Genomic DNA, 21,467 nt, shown 5'->3' with positions numbered 1-21,467 from the left:
AACATTTTCTTCCAATTTAAAACCATTTTTAAACAATACTTTTACGTCTGACATTCATAAACTCTCATTCATTTTGTTTAATAAGACGTATTGTGGGGAACTAATGGTAGTAATCATTTAAAAAGGAGATGTTTACTTTGAAACCACTATATACAGCTACAGTTACCGTACACGGAGGACGAGAAGGACATGTTAAGTCAGAGGACGGAATCCTTGACTTCGATGTCAGATCACCTAAGGAACTAGGCGGTTCCGGTGAAAAGGCAACGAACCCTGAACAATTATTTGCAGCTGGCTATGCTGCCTGCTTTGATAGTGCCTTGAATCTTGTCCTGCAAAAGGAAAAGAAAAAAGCCGATACTTCCGTGACGTCAAATGTCACGATCGGTAAAGATGAGCAAGACGGAGGCTTTAAATTGGCTGTAAGGCTGGATATTTCGATTCCTGACCTGAGCAAGGAAGAAGCCCAAGACTTTGTCAAAAAGGCCCATGCGACTTGCCCATACTCAAAAGCAACTCGCGGGAATGTCGACGTTACCCTTAATTTGGTATAAGGACAGATAGATGAAGGGAATGCCCCCGGTTAAAAGGGGCATTCCCTTTTTCATTTGACTTCTTCCAATTTCTTCAACTTGAACAAAAAGCCCAGTCCTATGACCGCCATGATGATCAGTGACCCCAATGCCATCCGGCTCGCCAATGTCCCAAGCTCATGAAAAACCAACGTAATCGTTCCATATAATAGAGGGCCAATTATGGAAGAAACCTTTCCAGAGAAAGCAAATAATCCAAAGAATTGACCTCTCTTCTTCTTGGGCGTCAGTTCAATGATATACGTCCTTGAGGTCACCCACATCGAGCCAAGCGAAACGCCAAACATACTCCCTGCAACCCAGAACCAAAGAGCGGTTTGTGCGAATACCGCGATAAATAAAGCGACCAAGAGCAGCATCCCCACATATGTCACAGCAAGCCGAGGTCCCTTCGACTGTGTGATATATCCAAAAAGGAAAGAGCCGGCAATACTCGATATCGTCGATACCAAGTAAAGCAAAATGAACCCGCTTGAGGAAAATCCCACGACAGTCTTGGCATAGACAGCCATCATGCCAATCGTCGTCGCAATGGCGTCGTTTAAAAAGAAATAGGCGATCATGAAAGTGAATATCGAGCGATAGGACCTCATCTCTTTGAATGTTGCCTTGATTTCCTTATAACCGGATATGAACGGTTGTTTTGCTTTTTGCGGTTTTGGCGTCTCCTTCACAAAAAAGAACAAGGGAAGGGAAAAAACGAGAAACAAAATGGCCGTAGGCATGAAGGCTTCATGTGAGCTTCCTTTACTGATGAATGGATAAATGGACAGCCCCACTAACGTTCCTAGGTAGCCAACGGCCACGCCAAATCCCGATATAAGCGGCATTTGCTCTTTCGTACCTAAATCGCTCATCATCGTATCATAGAAAACGAGACTGGAATGATAGAAAAACTTAGCGATAACAAATAATAGAATGACAATGGCCAAGGAAACGGGAATGCCAAGGAACAGTCGATCAAACGAGGCTCCCCCGAAAACCCCCATGAAAAATGTGCTTATAACGGAAATGAGTGTAAAAATCACGATATATTTTTTCATCTTTCCGGTTCGATCGATCATGACGCCAAACAACGGTGAAAACAAAACAAGAAATAAACTGGCCATCGCATTTGCGTAGGAAATGAAGGTACTGGCAATTTGATCAAGAACAGCATTATCCCCAATTTGCTCCTGCAGGAAAAACGGAAAGAAAATCGTATTGATATTTGAAGAAAAGATCGTATTGGCAAAATCGTATAATGCCCAAGAGAGAACGGGAACCGAAAAATATAAACCAAGATTCCCCTTCCACTTTCCAGGGTTCTGTTTCATCAGCTTCCCCCCTTATTATTCCTTTAACTATATGTATTCCATCACTCATCAATAAATCCTTTTCATTCTCGAACAATGGTTAACATCACTGTAGTAAGATCCATGCTTTTTCCTTATCCAACATGTAAAATGATGAAATGAGGCTGACAATGGACAAACTTATTTTATTTTCTTTAAGCTAGGGTAAAGGATAACCAGGAAGTTTATTTTTGTTACTAAAAGGAGTGTCAATGGTGATTGGATTTTTCTTGATAATTTTGATGATCGTACTTTTCCTCTTCGCCCTTAAACTGAACGGTTCGAAGAGTGTCTTCCAAGAGAACTTCAATATCCAGCATTCCCCCCTCAAAATCGGACATCGCGGCGCTGCCGGACATTGCCCTGAGAATACGGTCGCTTCTTATAAGAAGGCGATCGAATTGGGAGCTGAAGTGCTTGAGCTGGATATTCATCTTAGTAAGGATGATGTACTTGTGGTTCATCATGACCCGACGCTGGATCGGACGACAAGCGGTAAAGGAAGACTCCGCGATTACACAGCTGCCGAATTAAAGGAATTCGATGCCGGGAGCTGGTATCATTCACGTTTCAAAAACGAGCGGATTCCTTTATTAAGTGAAGTATTCGAAAGATTCCGGACCGAGGCTGGGTTCTTAATCGAAATCAAACACCCATCCCTTTATCCCGGCATTGAAGCAAAGCTAGCGGAAGAGCTAAGGAAGTACATCGGAAGCGCATCCTTTAGTAATCCGATCATGGTTCACTCGTTCGATGCGGATTCCATGAGAAGGTTTCATTTACTGATGCCTGAAGTACAAGTTGGGGTACTGATAAAGCGGAGGATCAATGACGAAGCATTAAAGGAAATAGCGAAGTTCGCTTCATTTTTAAATCCCAAGCAAACGATCCTGGATCCGAAGCTTCAGCAGCGGATTCAAAAGCATGGGATGAAGGTATATACTTGGACAGTCAACAATAAAAAACGGATGCGCATGTTCGAGAAAATGAAGGTAGACGGCATCATTTCAGATTTCCCTGATTATTTCTCGGATTGAATGCTTGAAGGTCCTACCCCCTCTGTTCGGTTATTAAACAAAAAGGTTACGGAATGGCTGCTTCCGTAACTTTTTTTGTTTTCATAATGAAATTGTTGTACAATGACACACCTGCGGGAATCCATGTCCAAGGAAGACTCCACAGACGCAAGAGTGAAATGACACGCTCAAAGTCCCATTTCTCCAAAACTATGGATGGTTCGCGCAACTTAAGGCGATTGCTTTTAAAAGCATTGAAAGGCCTGTATTTCACTTGCGTCGGTTCCATAATAGGACCATCGCTGCTGACTTTTTCTCCAGCGATAGCCCGCTACGGAATTATAGCCGACATAAGTGGGGTAAAACCAAAACGAGCGGCCGTTTCTTAGCCAAACATACGTATTTTGGTATAAGCACCCTTTCATTGAACCAGGATCTAACGCCTGCAGCATACCTCCAGTAAGCTTTGGAATGAATAAAGGCGGCGCCATATGCGGCGGGCCCCCTCCTTGTGGAGGCCGCGGCGGGCTTGCCTGTCCCCCGCCCTGGTAAGAGCCTGACGGGCCAGGAGGTCCAGGCATCCTTTCAGCCAATTGTTGATTTTCAATTAAATCTGGTGCTGCCCATAAATCATGAGCATTGGTTTGTGGGTGTATATTTTGATAAACATCATTTTCAGGTTGGTAATAGTTATTATGTTGATTGAACGAATCGTACGGTTTCATCCATCTTCACCTCATGATTGAACTTCCTTTTATTCTTATGTAGGCGAAGGATCATATGTGCCATGGCCGCCTCCATTCCATTCATGCTTCTGGAATATCCTTGGGCCTTTCTCATCCACTTCATCGAAGTGAAAATATTCCCTGTTTATTTTTTGAAAATATCCCTATATTTTTTGGCATGATTGCATTAGAATTTGATATAGTGTTCTTAATGATTTAAACTCAGTAAGATCGGATTTTATTTTAGCGGTCAACTGAATGACATTTTCCTATCTTAGACAAAAACGAGGGATTCCTATGTGGGAATTATTATTAGAATTTGATTATCAAACCGTTCGTCATGCGGTATGGGCAGGTTACTTGTTGACCTTTGTCTTTCCACTGGCGGCGTTTTACTTCTTAAATAAAAAGCAATCACACTTGAATGATAAATATCAAGCTTCCGTCCATTCCGATCAAAGTAAATCCCCTGTTCATACAGGCAGCACTTTTGACTGGCGCGGTGCACAGCGCTTTTTCACATTTATCAGGCAAAAGGATTCACCCGATGATTCCGATGAGCCAAGCCTCCTACTAGTTGTTTAAACAAAAACAATTTGAGGAGGAATTAATTTGAAAAAGAAAAGCGTGTTACTTATTACGGTACTGATCCTGGCAACGGTCCTTATGTCAGGTTGCTCTGCAGCTGCAAGCGGTCCATTTCATACAGGTTTGGTTAATCCAATGACGAAAATGCTTGAATTCAATGCCAATTTATTTAATGGTAACTATGGGTTGAGCATCATCATGATGACATTTTTCATCCGTCTTGTCCTGCTTCCATTGACTGCCAAGCAATATAAAACACAGCTCAGCATGAAAACGAAAATGAATGGCCTGAAACCTGAAATGACTGCCATCCAACAGAAGATTAAAGAAACGAAAGATCCGGCTAAACAAAAAGCCCTGCAGCAGGAAATGATGCAGCTTTACCAAAAGCATGGAGTCAACCCGTTAAACATGGGTTGTCTGCCACTATTGATCCAAATGCCGATCTTGATGGGTTTTTATTATGCGATTAAAGGATCCCATGAAATTGCGACACATAACTTCCTTTGGTTCAGCCTTGGCCAGCCGAATATTGCCATGGCGATTATTGCCGGTGTCATTTATTATTTCCAATCGGTCATATCCATGAGACAAATGCCCGAGGAACAGCAGAAACAAATGAAGCTGATGAGCCTGCTCTCGCCAGTGATGATTTTATTCATTTCTTTCTCCGCTCCTGCCGCCTTGCCATTGTATTGGTCAATCGGTGGATTATTCATGATCGCCCAGACGATCGTCCTGCAACGCGTATATAAAAAAGACCACGTCAGTGTCCCTGCCGGGAATGAGACGGTTATCAAAAAAAGCTAATTCATCATGAAACGTACCCTCGAAGGCAGTTGCTTGTTGCTTTAAAACAACTCTGCTTAGGGGGTACGTTCTCTATAAACAAGCATACATGAAAGAACGTGCACTTCGCAGGGCGAAATGCACGTTCTTTCATTTTTTTGATAAGCTGTCGCTGGAAACCTTTTGAAAAAACTGCTCGACATATTCGAAATCCGTGTAGAAGAAAAGTAACAGATCTCCTGGTCGAGATGCTTCCCAAGCGTTCATGAATGCATCCAACTCATTCAAAACGATCCTGGCCCGATTCTTATGCAGCCCTGCTTCTTCCGCAGCTTCCTGGAGCAGCCCGGCTACTTCGCGTGGCTTCCTTCCCCGTAAATCGTCATCTTCCTTAATGATGAATAAATCGGAATGGACGGCCGCCACCTTGGCAAGCCTGATGAGCTCCTCATCAACACGGTCTCCCGGACCTGCCAGAACGGTGATAAGTCGATTTCTGTTATAGGCACCCACCGTTTCGAATATTGCCTTCAACCCCGCCTCATTATGGGCATAGTCGATGATGATGGTCCGCTCATTCAATTTCTTTAAATTGAAACGTCCTTTTGACAAGTTGGTATCAGGCATAAAAGTCACTGCCTTCTTTCGTAGTTCTTCCATGGATACGCCTTGTGTATGGGCTGCAGCCAGCGCCTGAAGCAAATTGGCGATATTATGACGGGCCATCCCCGAAATCGTGATGGGGATCATGGTACAATCCATGAACGGCTGTGTGACACCTGCTGATGAATGCAGGATCATCCCTTGTTCATTTACGAACCAAACCTTTTGACCCATTTTAATCGCTTCCTTCACTAACAGCTGATTGGCGTCCGTCGAGGTATAAATGACTTCCCCATCTGTATATGCCCCCATTGCGGCCACCTTCGGATCATCGGCATTCAGGATACAATACCCCGTATCCAGAACGACTTCGGCTATCAGACGCTTTAATTTCACAAGATCCTCCATCGTATCCATACCATCACAGCCGAGATGATCTTCACTCACATTCGTAATGACACCCACATCACATTGGCGGAAGGCCAGGCCTTCACGCAAGATTCCTCCTCGTGCCGTTTCCAAAACCGCTGCATTCACTTCAGGATGGGACAGCACCATCCTTGCACTGATCGGTCCGCTGCAATCACCTTGATCCAATATGTCTTCACCTATATAGACCCCATCTGAATTGGTCATTCCAACCTTGGTGTCATCATTCGAAAGGAAATAATGAATCATTCTGGTCGTTGTCGTTTTTCCATTCGTTCCCGTCACTGCGATGACCGGTATCGCCGCATCTTCCCGGGACGGGAATAAATAATCGATGATGGCTTTGCCTACCTCCCGTTTTTCCCCTTCACTCGGATAATGGTGCATCCGGATACCGGGAGCAGCGTTGACTTCAATGATTGCCGTCCGTGAATCATTGAGCGGCATTGAAATATCCTCACAAATAAAATCAATTCCGGCAATATCCAATCCAATCGCTTTTGCAGCTGCAATCGCCATTTTCTTAATGGTTGGATGGACCTGCTCCGTTACATCGATAGCCTTGCCGCCAGTCGAGAGATTTGCGTTGCCGGCAACTTGGACCAGCTCCCCTTGCTTCGGGATCGAGTTGAGTGTCCGATTCGTTTTTTCCAAGTAGCATGTCACGGTATGTGTCAGCGGGATTTTAGACATTGGTTTTTCATGGCCATCGCCCCGCAAAGGATTGCGGTTTTCCTTTTCTATCAATCTGCGTATCGTTTCATTTCCGTTTCCAATCACATAGGGAGGAAGCCTCAAACTGGTCGCTATAAGCTCCCCATTCACGATTAGCATACGGTAATCATGTCCTTCAATATGCCGTTCGACGATATATTTCTTCACGTACGCTTCCAGGCAATTGATGACATTGAAAAGTTCATCCTTATTCTTGATATGGGTGATGACACCCTGTCCCTGCCTGCCGTTATACGGTTTTATAACGAGCGGAAAACCGATTCTGTCCGCCGTTTCGAATATCTCTTCGATTGAATGGGCTATTTCCCCTTCAGGAACCGGAAGGCCGCACCCTTTTAAGATCGATTTTGTTAAAGATTTATCACAGGCATTTTCGACGGCGATATTCGAGGTTTGGCTTGAAATGGTCGCCTGGACATACTTCTGCCTTGAACCTGTTCCTAAACGCAGCAAACTATCATCGCCAATACGTTCGACAGGGATGTTTTTTTCATATGCAGCCTTAAAAATCGCTTCTGTACTTGGTCCCAATTTATTTTTATAATATAAATCTTCTATTTGTTTTACATGGAATTGGACATTTATCTCTTTCTCATCATTAAGGATGGCTTCGACGATTTCCTTTGCTGCCAAGAAGGCTTGGAGACCGGATTCCGGCTCTTGATAGTCAAAGGTAACCTGGTAATGTCCCTTTTTTTCCATCATGATCGTTTTTCCGCGAATGACATCGATTCCTGCCAGGTTTTGTAGCTCGATCGCCATATGCTCCAAAACATGCCCCATCCAAGTACCTTGGCGCAGCCTCTCGGCAAAACCTCCCCGATACCCTTTGGAGCATGTATGATTCCCTAGGTTCGGGAGCGTTTTCAACAGGTTTTCATTGAATCCTGGAATGGTATCGGAAGGTTTCTCTTCCAGTTCCTCCAAATCCAAATCGATGCAGATCGTCGGAGTATATGCAAAATAATTGGGTCCTTTTAAGTAACGGACTCTCTTGATTATCATGGTTGGATCCCCTTTTTCATTAACAATTTTCTGGTCACCAGGTCAAAACGATAGCCCCTTGTAAGAGCATGAAGGCAGAATCCCGAGAGAGTCAGCTCTTCACTTCCATTATCGGAGGTCGTGACGTGAATATAATCACTTTTGCTGCCATCAAGCACCAGTACTTCATGTTGCCCATAGACTTCAAAAAGGCCGTCTTTAACTAAAATGGCTGTATTTTCATCGATGCCAATGCCCAGCAATTCCTTGTTTACCGCTATTGCACTTAACAGACGGTCGAACCGGCCGCGCTGGGAAAAATGCTGATCGATTAGCAAACCATCCAGGAACCCGAAACCTATTCCAATCTCGACCTTTAACTTATCATCATTCAGCATCGTGTCGGCGGCCACGATCATATGCTTGCCAATAATGGAAGCACCGGCACTTGTCCCTGCTATCACCATGCCTTGATGCCATGCTTTGGATAGTGCTTGGTGGAATTTGGATTGACCGATCCGTTCGGATAGCCGGCTTTGGTTGCCTCCCGTTATGAAAAGCGCAGAAAGGGATTCCAGCTGTTCGCACATGAGGGGATCATCTGCCTCTTCCCGCGAATCCAGCTTGATCACTTCAACCCTGTCAACTCCTAAAGCTCTAAAAATCTTGATATACTGTTTGCTCATCTCTTCAGGAATTTCACTCGCTGTAGGCAGGATTCCAATCCCGCCATCGGAACGACGGAGAGCAAGCTCGACAAATTTATTTAACACTTCACCTTCAAGGCACTTATCCTCGGCACCGCCAATGATAAGCAATTCACCACAATTCATTTCCTATAATCACCCTTACTTCATTAATTACTCTGTCAGAACACATAATGACTAGTATGGCATCTTGAGCCAGTATTCATTCATTAAATTGGCAAACTGCAGAATTTTGTTTAACTTTATGAAAAAAGAGGAAAAGTATTAGAGTAAAAAATAAAAGGAGTGTGCGAAGATGAGCCAAAACCAATTAAAAGAAAAAGTATTGAATATCCTCAGTGATTCTAAGACTGGAGTTTTATCATCTGTAGAAAATAACAAACCACATTCACGCTACATGACATTTTTTAACGACGATTTGACTTTATACACACCATCAAGTGCCAAGACGGAAAAAATTGATGAAATCGAAAAAAACCCTAATGTCCATATCCTGATCGGCTATGAAAATGAAGGATTAGGTGATTCTTATTTAGAAATATCCGGAACCTCGAAAGTGAACGATTCACAGGACCTGAAGGATAAATTATGGCATGAGTCGTTTGAACATTGGTTCGAAGGTCCCAAAGACCCTAACTATATCATTCTGCAAATCAAGCCTGACAGCATCCGATTGATGAATAACAATGGTGAGCCTCCACAAGAATTATCATTATAGAAACGGACGTGGCTATACCCATTTTATTTGCCCACTTAAAAGCCCACACTCAGTTGAAAGAAGTGTGGGCTTTTACTGTTTACATCATCTCTGATTCGATATAATGCAGGATCAGATTGGCCGTATGTTTTAATGATGAAAGGTGAGTCCGTTCAAAGGCATGGGATGCATCGATTCCCGGCCCGATCAAACCGTGGACGACATCATGGCCTGCGCGGATGGCGGCGGAAGCATCCGAACCGTAATAGGGGTATATATCGACACGGTAGTCAATCGCATGGGCTTGGGCCAAGGCGACAAGATGCTGACGCAATCGATAATGATACGGACCCGAGGAATCTTTCGCGCAAATCGAAACGCTGAATTCATCCGTCGCTTGTCCATCACCGATCGCTCCCATATCGACCGCCAGATATTCGACTGTCTGCCCGGGGATATTGGAATTGCCGCCATAGCCGATTTCTTCGTTGTTGGAAATCAGGAAATGGGTCGTATAGGCCAATTTTATCTTCCCTGCAGAAATGAGATCAATGATATGAAGTAGGATTCCGACGCTTGCTTTATCATCCAAATGCCTTGATTTCAAAAATCCTCCATCCGTGACTTCCACTCTTGGCTCGAAGGAGACAAAGTCGCCAACGGAAATGCCTATCGCCTCGGTTTCCGCTTTCGTTTTCACGACAGCATCTATCCGGACTTCCATTGTCTCTTCATCACGCTTGGCGTCCCCGGCATTTTTATAAACATGCACAGAGGTTTGATTGATCAATATGGTCCCGGTGATGATTTTCCCATCAGCGGTATGGATTTTACAATATTCCCCCTCCACTGAATTCCAGCGGAAACCGCCTATCATCGTCAACTTAAGGCGGCCATTCGGCTTGATCTCCTTCACCATCGCTCCCAGCGTATCGACATGAGCCGTCAGCAAGCGATGTTTGCCATCATCTTCCCCCTTTATTGAAGCAAGCAATGCCCCTTTATTGGTGATCTCGTATGGAACCTTCCTGTTCCCCATGAATTCGGCCGCGTACTTTATCGCCTCCTCCGTATATCCCGACGGACTTGGTATCGTCACTAACTCTTTTATGTAAGAAACGATTTCCTTTTCGTTGATCATGCTCATGATTATCTCTCCCTTCCTATTTATTATAGCTTTTCCTGCCAGCTTTTAACATACAAAGGACCGTCATTAGACGGCCCTCCGATCGCTTATCTAAATATGTGCAACAACGGGCATGATCGCCATCACCAATGTCGTGATCCCGTATAAAGCGATATTCTCCATATTCATTTGCCTTTTCCACTTATCCCGCCAAACTTTATATCTGCTTCTATCTTCACTTCCCATAAAGAACCCTCCTCGATGGATGATGAAAGTTCACCTTACTATAAAAGTTCACCTTACTATTTTAATTGTCTTTGCTTGTTGGACATTTCCTTCATATATTCCAAGAAGGCTATGCGCTTTTCATCTGGATAGGCAACAATGTCCGCAATGATTTCCTCTTCCAGCGGCTTCAATAATCGGCCAACCGATTCAGTAAACAATATTTCCAGCTCTCTCTTTGTTTCATTAGGATTTCTCACTTCCATCAAAATCACCCTTCCAATTAATTACTATTATCTATATAACCGTAATGCAGTTCCTTGAAACACAAAAAAAATCGGCCGCCCATTCAGGCGGCCGATTGGAATCAGCGATCATCTTATTTAGTAACACCTACATTATGCCATTGATATTGGCGTCCTGCTAGGAAGTCGTAACCAGTAACACGATCATTCACTCCCGTCAATTGGTAACGGAATAATGTCGGAATGACTGGAACCTCATCATGAATCAGTTTTTGCCACTCATTGTACGTATCGATCCGATATTGATCATCGAAGGCTTCCTCTGAAATTCCTTTCGCCAGAAGCTCGTCATTTTTATCATTCACCCAGCGAGTATAGTTGAATTCTGCAGATCTTGACCAAAGACCGGATGGATCAGGATCGGAAGCGACGCCCCATGCAGCTTGATACATATCAACATCGTCATTATCTTTTTTCAACAGATCATAGAAGGAATTGAACTCATGAAGCCTTCCATCGAGCAATTCAACGTCTATGCCCACTTGCTCCCATTGTTGAATATAATATCTTGCTAATGGCTCGGAAACATCGGATCCGCTCATTGATGCAAAGTTAATTTTGAATTCTTTCCCATCTGCATCTTCACGAATGCCATCATTATTTGTATCCACGAATCCTGCTTCATCCAAAAGTTTTTTTGCTTTTTCTGGATTGTATTCATAGGCTTTTAAATCTTTATTGTTATATTTAAAGTTAGGTGTAATGACCGAGTTGGCAGGGAAACGGAGCCCCTTGAACATCTTTTCGCCCACTTCTTTGTTATTGATTGCATAGGCCATCGCCTGACGGAGGCGCTTGTCTTTGAATTTTGGATTCTCATCCATGACATTTTCTTCTTTTTCCTTATCATATTGACCGAAATTGAAGCCGATATAAGAATAAGCCAATTCAACTTTCCCCAATAATTCGACATTATCGAGTTCCTTGGCTTGTTCATATTGCTCAGCCAGGACCTCCGCCACATCGATATCACCATTTTCAAGTGATTTAACGACAACGGAAGGATTCACGACTTTCAAAGTGACGCTGTCCAATTTAGGTGCCCCGCGATAATAATCCTTGTTCGCTTCGAATTCCACGGCTTCGCCTTGGACGATTTTCTTCACTTTGAATGGCCCGAACCCGATTGGGTTTTTCCGGATTTTATCCGAAGATTCCAAATCGGCAATCGGCACATCTTTTAAGTATTCTTTGTGAAGCGGATATGTCCATAAGCCTGTCGTTACGGATGGATTTCCTTTCTTGAATGTGAAGGTGATTTTCTTGCCGTCTACTTTAATGCCTGAAATGCTATCCGCTTTTCCGGCATGATATTCTTCCATACCTTCAATTAATGCCATTTGTTCATCATAGCGCACACCTTTATAATCCTTGCTTCCGATTACAAGATAGGCATATTCCAAATCGGCACCTGTAACAGGCTTGCCATCCTGCCAATTAACATTATCTTTAATCGTCAGCGTAACCGTTTTATGATCGTCAGAAATTTCATAGGAAGCGGCGCCATCATTCGTGAATACATAGTTTTCATCTGTATCCAATAAATCTTCATCATCCAAAAATGTGATTATTTGGTGATCTGGTTCACCTTGATAGAAAACTTTATTCAGGATTCCTTCGAACGGTGTATTAGATACCAATCCGTATGTCAGGTGTCCGCCTTTGATCGGCTCTCCCTGATTAGTCGTCTTTGTCGGGAATTTAGAAGCATCGACCTGTTGGACCGCTTTCCCCTTTTTCTCTTGCGTTGACGATTTCTCGGTATCATCCGAACAAGCAGCAAGCAGTAGAGATGAAATTGCCAATGCACTAAGTACTTTAACATAGCCTTTGATCTTCATATCAAACACTCCCCTTTTTTTATCCTCTTCTTTGCCTTGCATCGGCGGCGCGTTTTAACGCTTGGCCAACAAAATTTATACTCAGCATCAGCACTAATATCATGATTGATGCGGGTACCCAAATCCACCACTTATTTTCCAGAACATCTGGATTTCGCGCGTAACTGATGAGCGTTCCAAGACTCGGGGTGCTCTCCGGAAGGCCGAACCCCAAGAAAGTCAAACTGGATTCCAGGCCAATGTTGCCTGCCAGGTTCAAAATGAAATTGACGATGATCAGTGAGCTTACATTGGGCAGAAGCTGAAAAAGGATGATCTTCCAATGCGGCGTTCCCAGTGTCTGTGAGGCATGGATATAGTCCAGCTCACGCTCTGACAATGCCTTGGAGCGGATCAGCCTCGCCTTTCCTGTCCATAAAAACATCGTCATGATCAAGATGAAAACATACACATTGAATACCGGAACGATCGTCACCACCACAATGATGAACATCAGCTGCGGCAGGGCAATCACGAAATCGATGACACGCATGATCACATTATCGGTGGCTCCGCCGAAGTAACCCGCAAGCAATCCAAATGACAACCCGATGATCGCCGTGAATAAAGTAATGAACAAGCTGATCGTAAATGAATTTCTCGTACCTACGATAAGCTGTCCGAATACATCACGTCCGCCATAATCGGTTCCGAGCCAATAATCGGAAGATGGCTCCAAATAAATGGAGAGGAAATCGACCTTGGCGATTTCTTTCGCATCCATGAATAAAGCCGCGCCGTAAACAAAAATCAATATAGCTGCCAATATAATCAATGAGCCCATCGCAAGCTTATCCCTTTTAATCTCCTGCCAGATGATTTTCATGCCTGAGGGGCTCACATCCTGCACTTGTATGTTCTTTCCTGTCTCCACTTTCATTTCCATACGACTCACCCCGCTCCTATTCTATCCGTATGCGCGGATCGACCGCACTGAGTATGATGTCCGAAAGAAGTGTGCCAAGCAGCGTGGCAAATCCCGTCATCATGACAATGGCCGTGACAACGCTGAAATCCCGCAGACTCACTGAACTGAGGAAAAGCTGCCCAAGACCCGGATAACTGAAAATGGTCTCGATTATGACAGAGCCCCCGATCAAACCAGTAATTTCGTACCCTAAAAATGCCGCGATCGGCAAAAACGAATTTCTAAGGATATGACGGGAATATACGTTTGATTCAGGCACTCCCTTAGAACGGGCCGTCCTGACGAAATCCTTGATTTTATTGTCGATGATTTCATTTCGTAAATATTGGATCGTGCTTGTCGTGGCAATTAAAGCCGTACTTAACGCCGGTAAAATCAAATGATTGATCTTACTTACCACATAAGCGAATGTCCCTTCATCCACCTTGGAATCGACACTGCCTCCAGACGGGAACCAATCCAGGGCAAAACCGAAAATGAACAACATGATCAAGGCAAAGATGAAAATCGGTGTGCCAAAGCCCAAATAACTATAGCCCGTCACGGATTTGTCGATCCAGGTATCGTTGTACCTGCCGCTCAGTATGCCTAACGGAATTGCCAGCATATATGTAAAGATCAGCGTGACCAGCGCCAGGAACACCGTGTTCCACAGTCTGTCCTCGATAACATCGATAACAGGTGTTTTATGTGTATAGGAAATACCGAAGTCCCCCTGTACAGCATTCGATACCCACCTTCCATATTGTTGGTACCAAGGATCATTCAAGCCCAGCTCTTCCCTTACTCTTTCAAGCTCGGCAGGATTGGCCTTAGGGTTGAGTTCTTGCCCCGACAGGGCATCTCCCGGCATGGCTTTTGCCATCATGAAAACGATGAGGCTCAATAAAAAGAGCTGCGGGATCATAACTAAAAAACGTCTGAGGATAAACTTCCACATATTCCTTCCACCTCCTTATTGTAATGCAACTCTATGGGTCGATGAGATTGGCTTCAAATCATAGGCCCGGCCATTTTCATCGAAAAATGTTGAATAGGAAGACTCGTATTCCGCCGTAAGCTTCTTTCTGAGCTTCACCTTTTCCCCGCGAACTTCCGGCTCTAAATCCGGAATGGCGGCAATCAGCCGTTTCGTATATATATGTTGGGGATTTTCATAGATTTCATCGCTTTTGCCTTCCTCAACCAATCTACCGCGATACATGACACCCATCCGGTCACACATATGCCGGATGACACCTAAATCGTGGCCGACGAATAAATAAGTCAAATTGAATTCCTGCTGAAGGTCCTGAAGAAAATTCAATACCTGTGCCTGTACGGAAACATCCAAGGCCGAAACCGGCTCATCCGCTATGATCAACTTTGGCTTCAATGTCAATGAACGGGCAATCCCGATCCGCTGGCGCTGTCCCCCTGAAAATTCATGGGGATATTTATGGATCGATTCCGGACTGAGTCCTACCTTGTCCAGGAAGTCCTGAACGATCTTCTTTTCCTCCGCCGGTGATAGCCGTTCGAAATTCCTCAGCGGTTCGGCAATGATGTCCAGCACCCGCTTCTTCGGATTCAATGAAGAATACGGGTCTTGGAAGATCATTTGGATATCTTTTCGGAATGGTTTAATCTCTTTTCTACTTAGGCCCGCTAAATCCCTGCCTTCAAACAGGATTTGTCCCGATGTCACATCATTCAGCTTGACAACTGCCTTACCTGTCGTCGATTTGCCGCTGCCCGATTCCCCGACCAATCCATATGTTTCTCCTTGCTGCAATTCAAAGGAAACGCCGTCCACTGCCTTTACATGATCGACCACCCTTCGAAAAAAACCTCCCCTAATCGGAAAATGCACTTTCAAGTTATCTACTTTGAGTAATGTCATGGGTCGATTCATCTCCTTTTGCTTGGAAATAAAATTCTTTATAGCAGGTACACCGTACAAAATGGCCCTTGGCCACTTCGTGAAGCTGAGGCCTCTCTTCATGTGCATGCCTTGGAATCCATGGAATCCTGTCTTGGAAACGGCATCCAATCCTATCCATTTTCGCGATGGATGGAACGATTCCCTCAATAACATGCAAACGGTTTTTCTCATGTGACGCCGAAGGAATCGAATTCAATAAAGACCTCGTATACGGATGAAGCGGATTGTTGAATATTTCCTTGACGCTCCCCGTCTCCACTACCTGACCCGCATACATGACAACGATCCTGTCCGCAACCTCTGCCACGACGCTCAAGTCGTGTGTAATCAAGATGATTCCCATCCTTGTCCTGCTTTGGATATCCTTCAGCAAATCTAGTATTTGCGCTTGAATCGTGACATCCAGGGCGGTCGTGGGTTCATCGGCAATGACCAGTGCAGGGTTGCAGGCAATGGCAATCGAGATCATCGCCCTTTGCCGCATTCCGCCCGATAGCTCATGCGGAAATTGCTTGTACGTACGTTCAGGGTAAGGAATTCCCACTTGAGTCAGAAGCTCGATTGTCCTTTTCTTTTTTTCATCCTTGGAAAGTTTGGTATGGTAATCAAGGTTTTCCTCGATTTGTTTTCCGATCGTCATGAGCGGATTCAAGGCCGTTAAAGGTTCCTGGAAGATCATCCCCAATTCCTTTCCGCGGACTTTATTCATTTGTGTATCATTCAACTTCAGCAGGTTTTGCCCGTTATAATGTATGGTTCCTTCTGATTTAGTCCTTTGTTTATTATGTAGTTGCATAATGGATAAGGCCAAAGCACTTTTTCCACAACCTGATTCTCCAACCACGGCTACAATTTCGTTTTCATTTACCGTAAACGAAACATCATCCACAGCAGCATGATATGTACTTCCGATTCGAAATGAAGTTGTCAGATTCTCTATTTCCAAAATAGCTTTATTCATCCTTGCTCCCCCTAAACTATTTTATCGGGAAAATAATTAATCTTCTGATAATTAGTTAAGATTTTAATCAATTTTTTACATTTACACAATAGTTTTTATACAAAATAATGACAATTTTTTCTCTTTTTATAACTTTAGGAATAATTTTCTGGTATAAAAAATCTTTTCCTTTATAGCTGTTACACAGTAAAGTCATGAAGCTGGTTAAAAAGCTTGGACTAACCATTCCCTACTTCATTATTTTAATATAACAAAAACGATAAATATTGGAATTGTTTGATATTATTGGACGAAAGGGTATCAGTAAATAAATCAGATGAATATTTTAATATTTCAGAAAAATTAGGATAAAGGTAGGATGCTCATAAAATTAGGTTTCTTTCATATATATTTCAGAAGCTTTAAAAAAACACCTAAATTTCCCTATGGACAATGAAACCTTTTTAAAACCCATTCGTAAGTATCGGTAGAAGAATAATGATGAGGTGAAAACATGTATTCACAAACTGTACAAACCTATATGCCATCCGTGATGCGGACCTTCGCATTATCACTGGCCATTTCAGTATTGGGGATGGCCATAGGCACTTTTGTTCCTCCGGCCTTGTTCATCCCGTTAGCGATCCTCGAGATTGCCATGTTGATTGGGGCTTTCATCATGCGGAGGAAAAAAGCGATCGGATACACATTTCTGTATAGCTTCACGTTGATTTCCGGGATTACCACCTATCCGATCATCGCTCATTACTTGGCCGCTGCCGGTGCTAATGTAGTGATTTTAGCCGGTGTAACGACGACAGTCGTATTTGGAGGTTTAGCCATTTATGCTACGACCACCAAAAGGGACCTTTCTTTCCTGGGAGGAATGCTCTTTGCCGCTTTGCTTGCTTTAGTGGTGATCGGTATCTTCAACATTTTCTTTCCTTTAAGCTCTACAGCCATGTTGGTCTTTTCATTTATCGGGATTTTGGTTTTCAGCGGGTATATCCTTTACGATTTCAATCGAATGAAGCATTACGGTGTAACGGCCGAGGAAGTTCCGCTCATGGCCTTGAATCTCTATCTTGATTTCATTAACCTTTTCATAAACATCTTACGCTTTTTTGGTATTTTGGCAAGTGATGACTAGTTCCGATCAAAAGGACGCTTGGAAGGCAGCCAAGCGTCTTTTGACGTTCAGTCTCCGAATTGGATACCTTTTAACTCCATGTTAAAAAGACCCAATCTCTGTTTGATTTGGCAAACACGATTGAAAAACTAGGTGAAAATCGAGTTTGTCGATCGTCTCTTTTTATGGGTGTGTACCTTTTGCCCGTTTGTCTCCCTTGCAGGCATCAGCTTTTCCAGGGACGAGCTTTGCTTATGCACACCTCTGAACAAAAGCGAAGTCCAATAACCAAAAAAAGGCTTCGGAAAGGGATACCTTTCTGAAACCTTTTGTCTGCCAATGGCCCAATCACTTAATGATTAGTTTCATCTTTATATAATCCTGGATTCGATTGTTCGCTCCATGGCAGCTTGACACCAAAAGTGCTTGCAATGAACTGTGTATCTTCTCTTCTTTTTTTCCTTATTTGAGCCCGTTGTTTTGCCGATTCATTTAAATTGATTTCCATTTCGGTTTCCGGAACCAAATGGGGAACCGGTATAGGTTTACCTTGTTCATTAATGGCGACAAAGGTCAAAAAGGAAATGACACATAAATTGCGATCTCCTGTAACTAAATCCTCAGCAATCACTTTTACGATGATTTCCATCGATGTTCTGCCCGTATAGGTCACGAAGCTTTCCAGACAAACGGCATTTCCTTCGTGGATAGGGTGAAGGAAATCAACCGAATCGGTAGAGGCGGTAACTACGTTGCTCCTGGCATGACGCATGGCGGATATGGCCGCTACATCATCAATATATGCCATTAGCTTGCCTCCGAACATCGTACCAATATTATTTGTATCGGGAGGGAGGACAAGACTTGTTTTGATGACCAAAGAGTCCCGGCAATGCTTTATTTCTTCCATGGTGACTGCACTCCTTCATTCATGTCTGATTTCTCACTAGTCCACTTTATCGAATTCTCGGCTGTAAAGCAATATACAAGCTTATTTTCCTGCTTTTCGTCTAATATTCGAGAAGGGAAATGAGCTGATTCCGCCTCACTGCCCTCTAGCCTGCTTGCCCTGCTGCAGCTCTCTCAAGCTTAAGCCAAAGGTCATTTGCAGATGGGGGTAGTCCTTGAATCCTGGCCAATCCCCACCCCATTCGAATCCCAGCCCTTTAGCAACGGTGACGACCTCCATCCAATCCGATTTCCGATTATCATTTCCGTCATAGTCCATATCCCAAATGGCCTCGCCTTGTTTGTTGAGGAGAGCGAAATCTATCGCCAAACCGAAATTATGAAGCGACTCGCCGCCTTTTGCATATGTCACGATTTTCCCCGTATTTAAACGACCCTTTTCATATAGTTTATTTTGTTCTTCCAAAGAACGATATCCGGCGGTAATGATTATTGGGATGTCTAATTCATTAGCCCGCTGAATGAGCTCATCTTTTTTTTCAGCGACGATCGGATGCAGCTCATCTGCCAGTTCGATTTCATCTAAATCAGGCGGAAGCATATTCTTGTACAAGACAACCGCCAACCATCCGAAACAAAACAAGACCAGACATGCCTTAACCCAGTTAGCTTTCACAGAACGTTCCTTTCTGTCTAAAGTGAAAAACTCAACCAGGTTCGGATGAGTTTTTCTTTTTTTATAATTTAGATTTTAGCTCTTCGATTTGCAGTAAATGCCTTTTTTCATGCAATCCCACGAACGGTATCCATTGCTTCAAACTTAAATCCTTGAATAACGGATGAGGAAATGACTTTTCCTCAAGGTCCTTTTCATCTGCGCTGTCGACAAGTTGTACCAATGCGGCACGTGACTCGGCCAATTTATCCTTGACTTCTTGCAAGGTTTGGAATGATTCCGACGGAACGACATATGAAGGCGCTTCTACCTTCACTTCACGATTTACAGTAAGCTCAATCGGTTTGTCCGCTGCTGGAACTTTCTCATCACTTTGCAATTTATCGGCAATGCTCTTTGTGATGGCCCGCTCCATTAAATATAAATGATCCAATACTTGGATAATGCTCCAACGTCCTTCTTCAGGATGGGCATTCAGCTGTTCATCCGAAAGCCCATTGACTGCATTCAGAAGTTCTTCCCTGGTTTTTTCATTTTGATTCATTATTAGCATCTCCTCATATAATCCGGATTAATCTCCCATAATTATTCCATGTTCTATAGTAATGTGTAAAATAATTGTACTTATGAAACGAAAAGATTTGATAAAAAGGAGAGTAAAATACCTCTTACATGTTCATTCGTTGTTTAACAGGTAAGGGGCAGTTTAGAGTTTGTCTACATTCCATGGCTATCATTTGAAGTCGTAGCTTGCCAGTATCCGATTTGTGATGAGCCTATATCCTTTTTCATTGGGGTGAATTTCATCACTGAAATAATCGGCTTTCTTTTTCTTTTTAAACAAATCATCGGTGGGAATGAATACCATCCTTTCGTCCTTTTTCACTACATCCTTGATTGATTGGTTATAATCCTGAATGTGCTTTTCGATCTTTCGGTTGCCAATGATCGGGTTATACAGGCCCACTACCAGGATATCGGCCTTATCATTTTCCTTTAAAAGTGTTTCCGTGATCCGTTTTAGATGCCTGATGTATTCCCGCTTGCCCTCGTCGATTTTCCGATCGTTTATTTCGGTCAAGTCGCCGCCGTTACTATTGATGAAGTCATTCGTGCCGATATAGACGATGAAAGTGTCCGCTTTATCGAGTTTTGTATGGATTCGGTAATCATCGAGCTGTTCGAGGACGCCATCCGTTTCCTGCCCTTTAATCCCATAATTCCAAAAGCTGACTTTTTGATCCGACTCAGGATTGTTTAGTTCTTCCCTTAAGCCTTTTACATAGCCTTCCCCATGCTTATCTCCCTTACCGTATGTTAAAGAATCGCCAAAAGCCATGACCCGCTGTACACGGTTCGACGCCCCAGCCTGCTGAAATTCATATACGACAAAACAAATAATGAGGACAATCATTAATAATCCAGTTAATTTTTTCATTCGTTTCTCCTTTTGTTTTATATCTAAGAAGCATTTTATATGTTACATACCCAAAAATGAGCATAAGTAACAATTAAAATGAATTGGCAGATAATGAGGAGAAGGTGTATGATAATATAAAACTTTCAGATGATTTGGTTATGTCCACAATTCACTATCAAATTATGCAATAGGAACTTCTGGATGTTAATAAAAGGAATGGATTGGAGAGTTTATGATGAACGAGTACATACAATTCAGAGAGGCTGAATTATCGGATTTGCCTAAAATTGTGGAAATTTACAATTCCACAATTGCCTCCAGAATGGTCACCGCAGATACGGACCCGATATCTGTACAATCGAGGGTTAAATGGTTTGAGGAGCATAATTCAGAAAGCAGACCGCTATATATCATTACTTTTGAAGGACAAACCGCAGGATGGATGAGCTTTCAATCTTTCTATGGAAGGCCCGCCTACAATGCTACGGCGGAAATCAGCATCTATATCGATGATTATTTCCGGGGAAAAGGAATCGGAAAGGTTTCGATTCAACAGGCGATTGAAGTAAGCCCAAAATTAGGGGTGAAGACTCTATTAGGTTTCATATTTGCTCATAATTTACCTAGCATGAAGCTTTTCTCCAAATTTGGTTTTGAAGAATGGGCGCACTTACCGCAAGTTGCCGAGCTCGATGGCGTTGAACGGGATTTGGTCATCCTTGGTAAACGTATAGAAGCATGATTATTCAAAAGCTATTGCTTTCAGCAATAGTTTTTTTGTTTACACGGAAAACTCCACCATCAT

23 protein-coding genes are annotated in these 21,467 nt (G+C 43.2%); 7 read left to right on the top strand and 16 right to left on the bottom strand.

Features of this window, described 5'->3' with window-relative positions; translation table 11 throughout:
* Positions 1-137: 137 nt before the first annotated feature.
* Positions 138-554 carry an organic hydroperoxide resistance protein gene (locus tag MHI53_RS07045; protein ID WP_061144476.1) on the top strand — a complete coding sequence of 139 codons (417 nt, stop codon included), beginning with the start codon at positions 138-140 and terminating at the stop codon, positions 552-554.
* A 50-nt stretch (positions 555-604) separates the two neighbouring features.
* Here MHI53_RS07045 and MHI53_RS07040 read toward each other — a convergent pair whose 3' ends face one another.
* A complete protein-coding gene (locus tag MHI53_RS07040) occupies positions 605-1,909 on the bottom strand; it encodes an MFS transporter (protein ID WP_061144475.1) in 1,305 nt (434 codons plus the stop codon).
* Positions 1,910-2,142: 233 nt separating this feature from the next.
* Here MHI53_RS07040 and MHI53_RS07035 point away from each other — a divergent pair, with 233 nt between their 5' ends.
* Complete coding sequence (locus MHI53_RS07035; protein ID WP_340373111.1) at positions 2,143-2,964, top strand: glycerophosphodiester phosphodiesterase family protein; 822 nt, start codon at positions 2,143-2,145, stop codon at positions 2,962-2,964.
* Between the two features lie 224 nt (positions 2,965-3,188).
* Here MHI53_RS07035 and MHI53_RS07030 read toward each other — a convergent pair whose 3' ends face one another.
* A complete protein-coding gene (locus MHI53_RS07030; protein ID WP_340373110.1) occupies positions 3,189-3,668 on the bottom strand; it encodes a transporter in 480 nt (159 codons plus the stop codon).
* A gap of 297 nt (positions 3,669-3,965) precedes the next feature.
* Between MHI53_RS07030 and MHI53_RS07025 the strand changes: the two genes are divergently transcribed.
* Together MHI53_RS07025 and yidC are read left to right on the top strand one after the other, a co-directional pair.
* Positions 3,966-4,253, top strand: a complete 288-nt coding sequence (locus MHI53_RS07025; protein WP_061144472.1) for a hypothetical protein — start codon at positions 3,966-3,968, stop codon at positions 4,251-4,253.
* Between the two features lie 27 nt (positions 4,254-4,280).
* A complete protein-coding gene (gene yidC, locus MHI53_RS07020; RefSeq protein ID WP_260320345.1) occupies positions 4,281-5,066 on the top strand; it encodes a membrane protein insertase YidC in 786 nt (261 codons plus the stop codon).
* A 129-nt stretch (positions 5,067-5,195) separates the two neighbouring features.
* On the opposite strand, the gene cphA is transcribed toward yidC, so the two are convergent.
* Entirely contained in the window at positions 5,196-7,817 is a 2,622-nt protein-coding gene (cphA, locus tag MHI53_RS07015) for a cyanophycin synthetase (RefSeq protein WP_340373109.1), read from the bottom strand.
* Entirely contained in the window at positions 7,814-8,629 is an 816-nt protein-coding gene (locus tag MHI53_RS07010; protein ID WP_061144470.1) for a cyanophycinase, read from the bottom strand. Before MHI53_RS07010 ends, cphA begins: the two co-directional genes overlap by 4 nt.
* A 169-nt stretch (positions 8,630-8,798) precedes the next feature.
* Here MHI53_RS07010 and MHI53_RS07005 point away from each other — a divergent pair, with 169 nt between their 5' ends.
* Positions 8,799-9,221, top strand: a complete 423-nt coding sequence (locus MHI53_RS07005) for a pyridoxamine 5'-phosphate oxidase family protein (protein ID WP_061144469.1) — start codon at positions 8,799-8,801, stop codon at positions 9,219-9,221.
* A gap of 79 nt (positions 9,222-9,300) precedes the next feature.
* On the opposite strand, the gene MHI53_RS07000 is transcribed toward MHI53_RS07005, so the two are convergent.
* The 8 genes from MHI53_RS07000 to MHI53_RS06965 all read right to left on the bottom strand — a co-directional run bounded on the left by MHI53_RS07000 (position 9,301) and on the right by MHI53_RS06965 (position 16,549).
* Complete coding sequence (locus tag MHI53_RS07000) at positions 9,301-10,341, bottom strand: M42 family metallopeptidase (protein ID WP_340373655.1); 1,041 nt, start codon at positions 10,339-10,341, stop codon at positions 9,301-9,303.
* Between the two features lie 96 nt (positions 10,342-10,437).
* On the bottom strand, positions 10,438-10,572 hold the full coding sequence (locus tag MHI53_RS06995) for a hypothetical protein (RefSeq protein ID WP_260320344.1): 135 nt from the start codon (positions 10,570-10,572) through the stop codon (positions 10,438-10,440).
* 56 nt (positions 10,573-10,628) lie between these two features.
* Positions 10,629-10,817 carry a hypothetical protein gene (locus MHI53_RS06990; protein WP_034314269.1) on the bottom strand — a complete coding sequence of 63 codons (189 nt, stop codon included), beginning with the start codon at positions 10,815-10,817 and terminating at the stop codon, positions 10,629-10,631.
* 113 nt (positions 10,818-10,930) lie between these two features.
* Complete coding sequence (gene opp4A, locus MHI53_RS06985) at positions 10,931-12,697, bottom strand: oligopeptide ABC transporter substrate-binding protein (RefSeq protein ID WP_061144468.1); 1,767 nt, start codon at positions 12,695-12,697, stop codon at positions 10,931-10,933.
* Between the two features lie 19 nt (positions 12,698-12,716).
* The gene (locus tag MHI53_RS06980; protein ID WP_155645595.1) at positions 12,717-13,622 is read right to left on the bottom strand and encodes an ABC transporter permease; all 906 of its coding nucleotides are present in this window, start codon (positions 13,620-13,622) and stop codon (positions 12,717-12,719) included.
* 16 nt (positions 13,623-13,638) lie between these two features.
* Positions 13,639-14,604, bottom strand: coding sequence for an oligopeptide ABC transporter permease (opp4B, locus tag MHI53_RS06975; RefSeq protein WP_340373108.1), 966 nt, complete (start codon positions 14,602-14,604; stop codon positions 13,639-13,641).
* Positions 14,605-14,619: 15 nt separating this feature from the next.
* Positions 14,620-15,546 carry an ATP-binding cassette domain-containing protein gene (locus MHI53_RS06970; RefSeq protein WP_061144466.1) on the bottom strand — a complete coding sequence of 309 codons (927 nt, stop codon included), beginning with the start codon at positions 15,544-15,546 and terminating at the stop codon, positions 14,620-14,622.
* Positions 15,524-16,549, bottom strand: coding sequence for an ABC transporter ATP-binding protein (locus tag MHI53_RS06965; protein WP_340373107.1), 1,026 nt, complete (start codon positions 16,547-16,549; stop codon positions 15,524-15,526). The genes MHI53_RS06970 and MHI53_RS06965 overlap by 23 nt, the downstream gene beginning before the upstream one ends.
* 493 nt (positions 16,550-17,042) lie before the next feature.
* Here MHI53_RS06965 and MHI53_RS06960 point away from each other — a divergent pair, with 493 nt between their 5' ends.
* On the top strand, positions 17,043-17,678 hold the full coding sequence (locus tag MHI53_RS06960) for a Bax inhibitor-1/YccA family protein (protein WP_061144464.1): 636 nt from the start codon (positions 17,043-17,045) through the stop codon (positions 17,676-17,678).
* Between the two features lie 331 nt (positions 17,679-18,009).
* Here the strand turns inward: MHI53_RS06960 and MHI53_RS06955 are convergent, their stop codons facing one another.
* The 4 genes from MHI53_RS06955 to MHI53_RS06940 all read right to left on the bottom strand — a co-directional run bounded on the left by MHI53_RS06955 (position 18,010) and on the right by MHI53_RS06940 (position 20,680).
* Positions 18,010-18,567: an acyl-CoA thioesterase gene (locus MHI53_RS06955; RefSeq protein ID WP_061144463.1), complete on the bottom strand. Its 558-nt coding sequence runs from the start codon at positions 18,565-18,567 to the stop codon at positions 18,010-18,012.
* A 135-nt stretch (positions 18,568-18,702) separates the two neighbouring features.
* Entirely contained in the window at positions 18,703-19,167 is a 465-nt protein-coding gene (locus MHI53_RS06950; RefSeq protein WP_081092580.1) for a M15 family metallopeptidase, read from the bottom strand.
* A gap of 136 nt (positions 19,168-19,303) precedes the next feature.
* Positions 19,304-19,786: a DinB family protein gene (locus tag MHI53_RS06945; RefSeq protein ID WP_340373106.1), complete on the bottom strand. Its 483-nt coding sequence runs from the start codon at positions 19,784-19,786 to the stop codon at positions 19,304-19,306.
* A gap of 189 nt (positions 19,787-19,975) precedes the next feature.
* Positions 19,976-20,680 (bottom strand): GDSL-type esterase/lipase family protein, encoded by a 705-nt coding sequence (locus MHI53_RS06940; RefSeq protein ID WP_340373105.1) that lies wholly within the window; start codon positions 20,678-20,680, stop codon positions 19,976-19,978.
* 217 nt (positions 20,681-20,897) lie between these two features.
* Between MHI53_RS06940 and MHI53_RS06935 the strand changes: the two genes are divergently transcribed.
* Positions 20,898-21,404 carry a GNAT family N-acetyltransferase gene (locus MHI53_RS06935; protein ID WP_061144459.1) on the top strand — a complete coding sequence of 169 codons (507 nt, stop codon included), beginning with the start codon at positions 20,898-20,900 and terminating at the stop codon, positions 21,402-21,404.
* The last annotated feature ends 63 nt before the right edge of the window (positions 21,405-21,467 follow it).

The sequence above is a fragment of the Peribacillus sp. FSL E2-0218 genome (assembly GCF_037992945.1).
GTDB classification, from domain to species: domain Bacteria; phylum Bacillota; class Bacilli; order Bacillales; family DSM-1321; genus Peribacillus; species Peribacillus simplex_B.
Note: the sequence above shows the minus strand (reverse complement) of the source record. Positions and strands in the feature narration are given on the sequence as shown.